Source organism: Vagococcus sp., assembly GCF_036639995.1.
In the GTDB taxonomy this organism is placed as follows: Bacteria; Bacillota; Bacilli; order Lactobacillales; family Vagococcaceae; genus Vagococcus.
This window is the reverse complement of the sequence record NZ_JAVWHO010000025.1, coordinates 22,542-33,753: the sequence shown is the minus strand read 5'-3', so window position 1 is coordinate 33,753 and position 11,212 is coordinate 22,542. Positions and strand designations below refer to the sequence as shown.

Genomic DNA, 11,212 nt, shown 5'->3' with positions numbered 1-11,212 from the left:
ATTGAATGCCAAACCAAGTGTTACTTTATAAAAATAGAGTTAAAAAAGAGTTGAAACAATCGTCTCAACTTCTTTTTTTATTTACGAATGCTACTAGATTGGTCTATTTTTTCTTTTAACAAGTGCCTAACAGTATTGTCAGGTCATAATCTTTTCTTAAATTAAGGAGAAAAAACTTGAAATAAAGGCATAATAAAGAGAAAATAGAGTGAGAATATAGATAAAGAGGTCGATCAAATGAGCAATAATAATCCAATTGGTTTTTTAGATTCAGGAGTTGGCGGATTAACAGTTGTTAAAGAGGCCATGAAACAGTTACCAAATGAGACTGTTTATTATGTTGGGGATACATTGAGATGCCCATATGGACCAAGACCTGTTGAACAAATCAAAGAATTTACTTGGGAAATGACCCAATTTTTAATTAAAAAAAATGTTAAAATGATTGTTATAGCGTGTAATACTGCCACAGCAATTGCTTTAGAAGAGATTAAAAAAACAATTCGAATTCCTGTTGTTGGCGTGATTAATCCTGGTGCTAGAGCAGCATTAAAGTTAACGAATAATAATAAAGTTGGCGTGATTGGCACCATTGGAACGATTAACAGTGAAGAGTATGTTAAATCAATTCATAGAAAAGCACCGAAAACGGATGTTTATGGTTTGGCGTGCCCAAAATTTGTACCGATTGTTGAAAGTAAGGAATATGAATCAACTGTTGCAGAGCAAGTTGTTCGCGAAACACTATCTGCATTTAATGACAAAGAAATTGATACGCTTGTTATGGGATGTACTCACTACCCATTATTACGCCCATTAATAAAAAAAGAAATGGGAGATACTGTTCAGTTAATTGATTCAGGAGCAGAGGCAGTAAGCGAAGTCAGTATGTTGCTTGATTATTACAATATTGCAGCAGAAGCAAATGACTCAGAAAAAGGCCATGAATTTTTTATGACTGGCTCCAAAAAGATATTTGAGGATATTAGCCATGACTGGTTAAATATCGAGAATATCTCAGTAAACCATATTACGTTACCTTAAAGGATGGATAGAATAAATGAGACATGATAATAGAAAAGTAAATGAAATCAGACCAGTGACAATTGAAACGGATTATTTAATACATCCAGAAGGTTCAGTTCTCATTAGTTTTGGACAAACTAAAGTGATTGTTAATGCCACTGTAGAAGAAAATGTTCCACCCTTTTTAAGAGGCAGTGAAACAGGCTGGGTTACTGCAGAATATAGTATGTTACCTAGAGCAACAAATACACGTAATAGACGTGAAAGTAGTAAAGGGAAATTAACAGGACGAACAATGGAGATTCAACGTTTAATTGGTCGCTCATTAAGAGCTGTTGTTGATTTGGAAAAACTTGGAGAACGCTCGATTGTTGTAGACTGTGATGTTATTCAGGCTGATGGAGGAACAAGAACAGCAAGTATTACTGGTGCTTTTGTGGCTTTAAAATTAGCGATTTCAAAACTTATGAGTAGTGGTGAATTGACTGAAGACCCTATCAAAGAACATTTAGCAGCTATTAGTGTGGGGATTTTACCAGCTGGAGAATGTGTGGCAGATTTAGATTATGTGGAAGATTCTTCTGCTAATGTCGATATGAATTTGATTATGACTGAATCTGGTCGAATGGTAGAAGTTCAAGGAACTGGAGAAGAATCTACTTTTTCAAGAGAAGAGTTAAATACATTACTAGATTTAGGCGAAGAGGCAATTAAAACATTAATCGTTCAGCAAAAGGAAAGTTTAGAAAGAGCATTACCGAAAAAAAAAACGATAATTAAAGAAGAGAAAGAAATTTTAATAGCAACAAGAAATCAAGGAAAAGCTAAAGAATTTGAAGCATTGTTTCAAGAAAAAGGGTATAAAGTTAAAACACTTTTAGACTATCCAGATATTCCTGATGTTGAAGAAACAGGAACAACGTTTGAAGAAAACGCTCGTCTTAAAGCAGAGACAATAGCAAAAGAATTTCAAACAATTGTTCTAGCAGATGATTCAGGTTTAAAAGTAGATGCTCTTAACGGTCAACCGGGAGTTTATTCTGCAAGATATGCAGGCGAAGCCAAGAGTGATGCGTCTAATAATGCAAAATTGTTACATGAACTTTATGATGTAAAAAAAGAAGACAGAGGAGCACAATTTCACTGTACCCTTGTGTTAGCTTCACCAAATAAAGCAAGTTTAGTAGTTGAAGGTGAAGTCGAAGGTGAAATTGGAACGATACCAAGAGGTGACAATGGTTTTGGATATGATCCATTATTTTATGTGCCTGAATTAAACAAGACAATGGCTGAATTGAATCCTGAAGAAAAAAATAAGGTAAGTCACCGAGCAAAAGCTATTGAGAAACTGTCAGCAGATTTTGACACATGGATGGAGGCGTAACTCTTTGAAATATTTAGTGGTAAGTGATAATCATGGAGATCGTGATATTTTAGTTAATATTGCAACTTTTTGGCAAGATAAAGTAGATGGTATGTTTCATTGTGGTGATTCAGAATTAGAACCAACTGATGAGTTATGGCAAAAATATGTTGTGGTTAAAGGCAATTGCGACTATCATCCTAGATTTGAAACGGAGTCCGTCATTTCAAATCAGGAAAATACTATTTATATGACTCATGGTCATTTATTTAATGTTAACATGGGGTTAACGAGCTTATCTCTTTCTGCAAGAGATAAAGATGCCACAATTTGTCTTTATGGTCACACACATAAATTAGCAGCAGAAGTAGTACAGGGAATTTTATTTTTAAATCCAGGTAGTATTTCTCAGCCTCGAGGTAAATATAGCCATTTAAAAACGTATGCGATAATTGAAACAAGAGCTGAACAAATAGAAGTAACATACTACAATCGTGACCATCAAGTCATTGATGAATTGTCTTTTGTTTTTTCTAGATAAGTTAATTTTGTTTAAATAGTTTATGAAAAAAATGTGAAAAGGCTTTATCTATAGTTATTTTGTTGTAGAATAAAGATATAAAAAATGAATGGAGGCACTCCAAATGATAGGAAATGCTGTGAAAAGTATTTTTTTAGAAAATGAAGAAAATCTTTTAATCGATGGAGATAATGTCGCAACACTAACAGATACAAATAATTTAGAGCATGCATTACTTGTTTTAACTAACATTGGTTATAGTAAAATACCTGTCCTAAATAAAGAGCAACAACTGGTAGGTTTGATTTCTTTATCAAACGTTGTAAGTGAGATGTTTGATACAGAATCAATTAATCCTGACCGATTATCTAATATATTAGTTTCTGATGTCATGGAAAAAAATATTAAATCTATTATGGTACCATTTAATATTGAGAAAATATTGAATTACTTAGTGGATACGAATTTTATACCAGTGGTTAACGAAAAAAATGAGTTTTTAGGGATAGTCACAAGAAAAGAAATATTAAAATCAGTCAATCACTTAGCTCATGAGTTAGAGCTAAAATACGATGTGTATGAAAAAGAAATTTTAGCTGAGGAAGTTTTAGAACAACAGTTAAACTTGCTTCCAAAAAGATAGAAAAAAACCAATCAAACATTTCTTTTATTAAAGAGTAATGTTTGATTGGTTTTTTAAATACCTAAATTTAATGGTGACGTTGGAATGGCAATTCCAGCTGTTGTCAATGCTTCAACGTAAGCTGTTGTCATCTTACTTTTAACAATCATTTGTGAGCCCGCTTTGGCATAAACAATACATCTAACAGCAAATGAGCCATTAGGTAAATTGATGAGTCCGATAATCGTTGGTTCTGTTTTAATATCAGGGATATCTTTAATTATTTTTTCGTTAATATCATGCATAATTTGTTTTACTTTTTCGATATCTTCATCAGGATTTACTCGGATATCAATCAAAACTTGCTGATTTTCACGAGATAAATTACTTACAATTAAAATTTGACGGTTTGGAATATAGTTTAGTGTTCCATCAAAACTTTTGACCTGTGTTGTTCTTAACCCAACTTGATCAACAATCCCTTCGACTGTATCTAAAATAACGTGATCGCCAACATCTAATTGTCTTTCATAGATAATGAAAAAGCCTGTTATCACATCATTAATAAAACCTTGAGCCCCCAAACCTAAAGCAACACCAGCAATTCCGGCCCCGGCTATTAAAGAACCAACAGGAATGCCAATAATGGTCAGGATAGAGTAAACAAGAACAAAAAATAAGAAATATTGAAAAAAGTTTTTTGCTAATGTTTCAAGTGTTTTTAATCTTCCTTCACTATATGCTTCTTTTTTTCGATAATTCTCAAAGGATTTTTCAATTAAATGTAAGACAATTTTCCGAATAATAATTAAAATAATCAAAAAGATTAAAATAATCATAGCTTTATAGATAACGGTTGAAAATATTTTTTCCCAATCAAGACTATCCCAAAATTTTTGAAAAACGTGGATTCCTTTTTTTGTTTGCTTGGTTAACTCTAATTGAGTGCTACTTGTTGTTTCTTGCATGACTAAAACCTCCTAAAGTGACATACTACTCTATATCTTACCATTTAATTAGTTGTTGAGAAAACAATAAGATAATGGTATTCTAAAATTAGTATTTTATATGAAAGGTAGGAGGTAGTAAAGATGTCAGGTGTTGAAATCGCAGCAATTATTGCAGCCCTAGCTTTTGTGATACTAGTGGTTGTCATTGTCTTTTTCTTATTACAATTAAATAAAACTATTAACAGTTCAGTAGAGAAGGTCAATCGAATTTTAGACAAAACCAACAAATCCGTCTCTGTATTAACAAAGGATGTGGATCTTCTTCTTCATCAAAGCGAAGAATTATTAGTTACAGGTAATGAATTATTAGATGATGTCACTCAAAAGGTAGAAACAATCGATCCTTTATTCCAGGCTGTAGCTGATTTAAGTGAAAGTGTTTCAGAACTAAACGCATCAAGTAAAACGTTATTAACAAAAGTAGGAGATGCTGGGAAAAGTGCAGCTACTGCAACAATAGTTGGAAAAGCAGCGCAAGGCGCGGCACATTTATTTAAAAAGAAATAATAACTCAGGAGGCAATTATTATGTCAAAAAAATCTAGTGGATTTTTAGTAGGTGCTATTATTGGTGGCGCAGCAGCGGCAGCAGCAGCATTACTATTAACACCTAAAAGTGGTAAAAAAATGAGAGAGGATTTACTTGATCAATTGGATGATGTATCTGAAGGAAAAGCAAGTGAATTCGCAGGAATTGCTCAACTAAAAAGTAATGAAATTAATGATTTAGCAAAACAAAAAAAAGAAGAGTACAGCTGGGTAGGAGATAAAGTTTCAGCACGTGTTGATCATGCTAAAATGACATCAAATGATCTTTTAGAAGGATTAAAAGATAAAACATCTGGCGTACAAGAAGAATTTAAAAGAACGTCTAATGAAGTTAAGGGTAAAGTAAACGACTTAACGCATGAAGATATTGTGTTAAATGAAGATGATATCACAGATGACTTATATACAGCTATTGAAAAAACAGACATTTAAACTGTAATGATAAGGAAAGCCAAATATAGCATTTGGCTTTTTTTATGTGAAATTTTCCATACGTTTTCATGAAAAACTTACTAAAACGCTTGCAAAATCATGTGTTATCTGATAATCTAATATCAATAAAACATGCAAATATCGTTTGAGATGATTTAAATAGATGTTATTAAAGGAGAAAAGTAAAAATGGAAAAACAAACAATTACAATTTATGATGTTGCTCGTGAAGCAGCCGTTTCTATGGCAACCGTTTCTCGTGTTGTTAACGGAAACCCAAATGTTAAACCAGCAACAAGAAAAAAAGTATTAGAAGTTATTGAACGATTAGATTATCGTCCTAATGCAGTTGCTCGTGGCTTAGCGAGTAAACGTACAACAACAGTAGGTGTTATTATACCTGATGTGAGTAATGCTTATTTTGCGTCATTAGCACGAGGTATTGATGATGTTGCTACAATGTACAAATACAATATTATCTTAGCTAACTCAGATGGTGATGATAAAAAAGAAATCAATGTTTTAAACACGCTTTTAGCTAAACAAGTTGATGGTGTCATTTTCATGGGCCATCATTTAACAGAAGAAATCAGAGGAGAATTTTCTCGTTCTAAAACTCCTGTTGTTTTAGCTGGTTCAATTGATCCAGATAATCAAGTGGGATCTGTTAATATTGATTACAAAGAAGCAACTAAAGATGCGACTAACCAATTAATCAAATCTGGTAATAAGAAAGTTGCTTTTGTGTCAGGCTCTCTTTTAGATCCAATTAATGGTGTTCATCGCCTAAACGGCTACAAGGAAGCGTTAAAAGAAAATGGTTTGTCATTTAATGAAGGCTTAGTTTTTGAATCTGAATATAGTTATAAAGCAGGTCTTAATTTACATGAACGTATGATGAATAGCGGGGCAACTGCTGCAGTTGTTGCTGATGATGAATTGGCAGTAGGGCTTTTAAATAGTTTAACAGATAATGGCATGAGTGTTCCTAAAGACTTTGAAATTATTACAAGCAATAATTCATTGTTTAGTGATATTGCTCGTCCAAGTGTTACAAGTATTTCGCAACCACTTTATGATATTGGTGCTGTGTCTATGCGTTTATTAACAAAACTAATGAACAAAGAAGATATTGAAGAAAAAACAATTATCTTACCTTATGGCTTAATAGAAAAAGGTTCAACAAAATAAAAATAAGGGGAGGTGACCTGATTAGGTCAACCTCCTCTTATTTTTTTATCGTTTTTTATATGGTTTAGGTGTGTAAGTAGGTCTAATATACGAATTCCATGCTGATTTATAATTATCATCAGAACCACCAATACCAAATCTAAAGCTACTATCAGGAGCATTGTTTCCTGCGGAGTAGAGACTTGTTTTAGTTTTAGAACCTCGTGTATTCATGTTATAGCCTTCAGTATTGAAGCTACCTTCTTTTTGACCAGTAAAATCAACTACTTTTTGCTTATTAACGCTTGAGTCTAAGCTGAATTTTTCATGCACACCAAAAATATCAGGGTTTCTTTGATAAACGTAATTTGTTACGTAGGCCCAAAAAATCATATTTTGTTTATTCCAAGTGTCATACATTTGAGTGTTATCATCATACCCAATCCAATTACTCATAGTAACAGAAGGAGTAGAAGCGGTAAACCAGTAGTCTTTCTGAAGTTCAGAAGTTCCAGTTTTTCCAACCCAGTCAGCATTACTTAAAGTTGCACTTTGACTATATAAAGCATCCTTAGCTGCTTCACCGGTTCCAGATTTTAACACATCCCTCATCATATCATTCATAATCGAAGCAGTGGAAGGTTTGAAAACTTCTACTGGCTCTTTTTTGTGTTCATAGATGATGTTGCCTTCTGTATCGGTAATTTTTTCAATAGAATAAGGTTCATTATAAACACCCTTATTGGCTAATGTGGCATAAGCAGCAGTTTCTTCGTTAACAGTCATACCGTGCTGAGTACCACCTAAAGGAATAGATTCATAAGAATACTCTTCATCTTCTAGTCCGATATTCATTTTATTAAAATACTCTTTAGCATCTGCATGATCACGCATTTCACCGTATAAATTAACAACGGGAATATTTAGTGACCATTTTAATGATTCACGAACTGATTTGAAAGTACTACTCCCTTTGTCAGAATAGTTGTTAATTTCAGTTCCATCAGAATATTTTTTTGGAAAATCAGCTAATTTAGATTCAGAACCAATAAGTCCTGAGTCAATGGCAGGAGCATAGGCAATTAAAGGTTTAATTGTCGAACCAGGAGAGCGTCTCATGGAAAAAGCATGATTAAATTGGTTTTGAGAATAATCTCTTCCGCCAATAAATCCGTAAATTCTACCTGTTTTATTTTCCATCAGTACACTACCAGTTTCTAGTAATTTTCCGCGGCCATCATCTAACACATGACCAAATTCTTGTGATGCTTCTTGCATAGCATTATGAATATCTTTATCAATACTAGTTTTAATGGTGTAGCCATTTTGACGTAATTCACGCTTAGCTATATCAAGATATTTTTGTTCTAAATCAGTTGATTTATTAATATCATTTTGAGTTAAGCCGTCTTTTTCGTAATAGATAGGCATAGTAACTCTTGCTGCTTCATCATATAGATAGTTATACAAAAAGCCACTTTCATCACTACGAGGTGGTTCAGGTTGTTTAAAATCTTTTGTTAAATCGTATTTTTTTGCTTCTTCATACTCTTTTTTGTTAATCATCTTTTCACGGTACATGTTAAAAAGAACATCATCTTTTCGTCGTAATCCATCTTTAAACTCTTTTTTGAATTCACCTTTATTGGTATACGGGCTATATTCGATTGGAGATTGAGGAAGGCCAGCTAGGTAAGCTGCTTGTGGTAAGCTGACTTCTTTAGCATGAACACCAAAAATTCCTTGCGAAGCTTCTTCGATACCAGCAATATTCTCACCACGATTGTTTCGTCCAAAAGGTGAAACGTTCAAATAAGCATTTAAAATAGCTTCTTTGGTGAAAAATTTTTCAGTACGAGCGGCAAGTAAAATCTCAGATGCTTTCCTTTTATAGGATGTTTCACTCGTTAATACTTGTTGTTTAATTAACTGTTGAGTGATTGTTGAGCCACCAGAACTGCCACCAACGCCTATCACGTCAGATAGAGTCGCTCTTGCGATTGCTTTTGGGACAACCCCGTGATGTTCATAGAAATTTTCATCCTCTGTTGAAATCAACGCTTTTTTGACTAAAGGAGAAATGTCATCAGATTTTACAGATGTTCTAATAAGATCAGATTTAATAACTGAAACAAGTTCGTCGTTAGAATAAAGAATTTTTGATTGTTGCTCAACATCATTAATTTTTTGAGCCAATTCTTCTTTTCCAGGAACTTCTAAATCAGAAACTAAAGAAGCAAAATAACCGGTTCCGATACCTAAGCCAAGAAAACCTAAAGCCGCCGCAATTAAAATGCCAATTAAAAAAATGGAACGAAATACTCGGTACAGGACATTTAAAGAAAAGGAAAGAGAATGGTGTTTCTTTTCCTCTTTTGTTGCTAGCTCTTGTTCAATATCTTGGTTAAATTCATCAGATGGTTTGTAATCATTAGGTTGTGTCAATTTATCACCTCTAAGCTTATAATGATAAAATTATATCATTATATGAACCTGATTCCTAGTTTAGAGTTGTAAAGACCGATGAATACAGCTTAATTTGTTGATTGGAAAATCATGTAATGCCATTTTTCTTCTGATATCAGGTGTTTTCTGATCAAACTAGTTTTAGTTTCAATAATTTTAAACCCTTGTTGCTGATATAAATGGATTGCCTGTGTATTAGTATCAGCAACATAAAGAGAAAGAAATTCTGATGATTTTATTGTTTGCTTAGCTTCTTCTAAAAGAGATGAGCCAACGCCTTGTCCTCGGTACTCTTCACTGGCAACAATATGATCAATATAGACTTCATTTTCAGCGACATGATGCTCTAAAATAGAAAAGATACTTAATAATTTGATTAATTTAAAAAAATTAAAAGAAGGAATTAATGATAGGATTTCTTTAATAGAAGGTTGTTCGTCGTTTTTTCGTTTTAAAAGCATGGTTCCTAAGATGTTTTGATCTATTGTCACAATATATTGCTTGTTGAGGCTATCTTTGGAAGGAAATTGCCAGAAAGATTCAGCAATACGTATAATATCTTCATTGGAAAAACCACTTGAAGCAAATTTTCCGTGAAAGCTTTCAATGATTAGCGCTTTTGTAGTCTCTTGATTCTGAGATTGATTGGTTATTTGATTAATACTCATATGATCACTCCTTTGATAGATTTATCATATACCTTAGGGGTACTCTAAACTCAAGAGAAATAAAAGGCAACAAACTTGTTTGCGTTAATTTAAAACGGTACAATATAACAGACAACGTAGAAGAGGGGTAGAAAAATGATATTAGGATCACACGTAAGTATGAACGGAACAAAAATGTTATTAGGTTCAGCAGAGGCAGCAGCAAGCTATAATGCTAATACATTTATGATTTATACAGGAGCACCGCAAAATACAAGAAGAAAACCAATTGAAGAATTAAACATAGAGGCGGGACTTGCTTTTATGAAAGAAAATAACATTGATATGAATGATATTGTGGTTCACGCGCCTTACATTATCAATTTAGGAAACACAATTAAACCACAAAATTTTGGTTTTGCTGTTGATTTTTTAAGACAAGAAATTGAACGAGTTGAAGCAATTGGAGCGACTCAAATTACACTTCACCCAGGAGCACATGTCGGTGAAGGAGCAGATAAAGGAATTAATCAGATTATTAAAGGGTTGAATGAAGTTCTAAGACAAGATCAAGTACCACAAATAGCTTTAGAAACAATGGCAGGAAAAGGAACTGAAATTGGTCGTAATTTTGAAGAGTTAGCTAAAATTATTGAGGGTGTCACTCACAATGAAAAATTATCAGTGACACTAGATACGTGTCATATTAATGATGCTGGCTACAATGTTCGAGAAGATTTTGATGGTGTGTTAGAAGAATTTGATAAAATTATTGGGTTAGATAGATTAAAGGTCATTCATGTGAACGACTCTAAAAATCCCCAAGGCTCTCATAAAGACCGTCATGCGAATATTGGATTTGGAACGATTGGATTTGACGCGCTTAATTACGTGGTTCATCATCCGCAACTTGAAAAATTACCTAAGATATTAGAAACACCTTATGTTGGCGAAGACAAAAAAACAGCCAAAGCACCTTATGCATTTGAAATAGCAATGTTAAAAGAACAAAAATTTAATCCTGATTTATTGGATATAATTACAAAAAGTTAAAAAATTAGGAGAAAAGTGCTTTCTTTTTTCCTCGTTTTCTAGTAAAATATGAAATTGTGAGATTAATTAACTGGAGGAAGGAGTGTCAAAGATATGAATACAGGATTAGTTGTATTATTCATTGTTATTGCATTGCTATTAGGTGCAGTAGGTGGATTCTTTTTCGCTAAAAAAACATTTGAAGATCAATTAGAGAAAAATCCTCCCGTTAACGAGGATATGTTACGTATGATGATGGCTCAGATGGGACAAAAACCATCAGAGAAGAAAATTCGTCAAATGATGCAGAATATGAAAACGCAAAATACTAAAAAGAAAAAATAGTATTTTGAAGGTGTTTCTTTTCAATCAAAATA

The 11,212-nt window shown here is 33.1% G+C and carries 12 protein-coding genes; 9 read left to right on the top strand and 3 right to left on the bottom strand.

Features of this window, described 5'->3' with window-relative positions:
* Nucleotides 1-237: 237 nt before the first annotated feature.
* The 4 genes from racE (at nucleotide 238) to cbpB (ending at nucleotide 3,552) form a co-directional block, all read left to right on the top strand.
* Entirely contained in the window at nucleotides 238-1,044 is an 807-nt protein-coding gene (gene racE, locus RR554_RS07615) for a glutamate racemase (RefSeq protein ID WP_332463627.1), read from the top strand.
* Between the two features lie 16 nt (nucleotides 1,045-1,060).
* Nucleotides 1,061-2,410 (top strand): ribonuclease PH, encoded by a 1,350-nt coding sequence (gene rph / locus RR554_RS07610; protein WP_332463626.1) that lies wholly within the window; start codon nucleotides 1,061-1,063, stop codon nucleotides 2,408-2,410.
* Between the two features lie 4 nt (nucleotides 2,411-2,414).
* A complete protein-coding gene (locus RR554_RS07605) occupies nucleotides 2,415-2,930 on the top strand; it encodes a metallophosphoesterase (RefSeq protein ID WP_332463625.1) in 516 nt (171 codons plus the stop codon).
* Nucleotides 2,931-3,033: 103 nt separating this feature from the next.
* The gene (gene cbpB, locus RR554_RS07600; RefSeq protein ID WP_332463624.1) at nucleotides 3,034-3,552 is read left to right on the top strand and encodes a cyclic-di-AMP-binding protein CbpB; all 519 of its coding nucleotides are present in this window, start codon (nucleotides 3,034-3,036) and stop codon (nucleotides 3,550-3,552) included.
* A 53-nt stretch (nucleotides 3,553-3,605) separates the two neighbouring features.
* On the opposite strand, the gene RR554_RS07595 is transcribed toward cbpB, so the two are convergent.
* On the bottom strand, nucleotides 3,606-4,499 hold the full coding sequence (locus RR554_RS07595; RefSeq protein WP_332463623.1) for a mechanosensitive ion channel family protein: 894 nt from the start codon (nucleotides 4,497-4,499) through the stop codon (nucleotides 3,606-3,608).
* Nucleotides 4,500-4,622: 123 nt separating this feature from the next.
* On the opposite strand from RR554_RS07595, the gene RR554_RS07590 reads away from it, so the two are divergent.
* The 3 genes from RR554_RS07590 (at nucleotide 4,623) to ccpA (ending at nucleotide 6,711) form a co-directional block, all read left to right on the top strand.
* Nucleotides 4,623-5,048 carry a DUF948 domain-containing protein gene (locus tag RR554_RS07590; protein WP_332463622.1) on the top strand — a complete coding sequence of 142 codons (426 nt, stop codon included), beginning with the start codon at nucleotides 4,623-4,625 and terminating at the stop codon, nucleotides 5,046-5,048.
* A 20-nt stretch (nucleotides 5,049-5,068) separates the two neighbouring features.
* Nucleotides 5,069-5,521, top strand: coding sequence for a YtxH domain-containing protein (locus tag RR554_RS07585; protein ID WP_332467744.1), 453 nt, complete (start codon nucleotides 5,069-5,071; stop codon nucleotides 5,519-5,521).
* 188 nt (nucleotides 5,522-5,709) lie between these two features.
* Nucleotides 5,710-6,711: a catabolite control protein A gene (gene ccpA, locus RR554_RS07580; protein WP_332463620.1), complete on the top strand. Its 1,002-nt coding sequence runs from the start codon at nucleotides 5,710-5,712 to the stop codon at nucleotides 6,709-6,711.
* A gap of 45 nt (nucleotides 6,712-6,756) precedes the next feature.
* On the opposite strand, the gene RR554_RS07575 is transcribed toward ccpA, so the two are convergent.
* Both RR554_RS07575 and RR554_RS07570 read right to left on the bottom strand, forming a co-directional pair.
* Complete coding sequence (locus RR554_RS07575; RefSeq protein WP_332463619.1) at nucleotides 6,757-9,135, bottom strand: transglycosylase domain-containing protein; 2,379 nt, start codon at nucleotides 9,133-9,135, stop codon at nucleotides 6,757-6,759.
* An 89-nt stretch (nucleotides 9,136-9,224) separates the two neighbouring features.
* Entirely contained in the window at nucleotides 9,225-9,824 is a 600-nt protein-coding gene (locus tag RR554_RS07570; RefSeq protein ID WP_332467743.1) for a GNAT family N-acetyltransferase, read from the bottom strand.
* A gap of 135 nt (nucleotides 9,825-9,959) precedes the next feature.
* Here RR554_RS07570 and RR554_RS07565 point away from each other — a divergent pair, with 135 nt between their 5' ends.
* Together RR554_RS07565 and RR554_RS07560 are read left to right on the top strand one after the other, a co-directional pair.
* Nucleotides 9,960-10,856 carry a deoxyribonuclease IV gene (locus RR554_RS07565; protein WP_332463617.1) on the top strand — a complete coding sequence of 299 codons (897 nt, stop codon included), beginning with the start codon at nucleotides 9,960-9,962 and terminating at the stop codon, nucleotides 10,854-10,856.
* 93 nt (nucleotides 10,857-10,949) lie between these two features.
* Nucleotides 10,950-11,180, top strand: coding sequence for a YneF family protein (locus tag RR554_RS07560; protein ID WP_332463616.1), 231 nt, complete (start codon nucleotides 10,950-10,952; stop codon nucleotides 11,178-11,180).
* The last annotated feature ends 32 nt before the right edge of the window (nucleotides 11,181-11,212 follow it).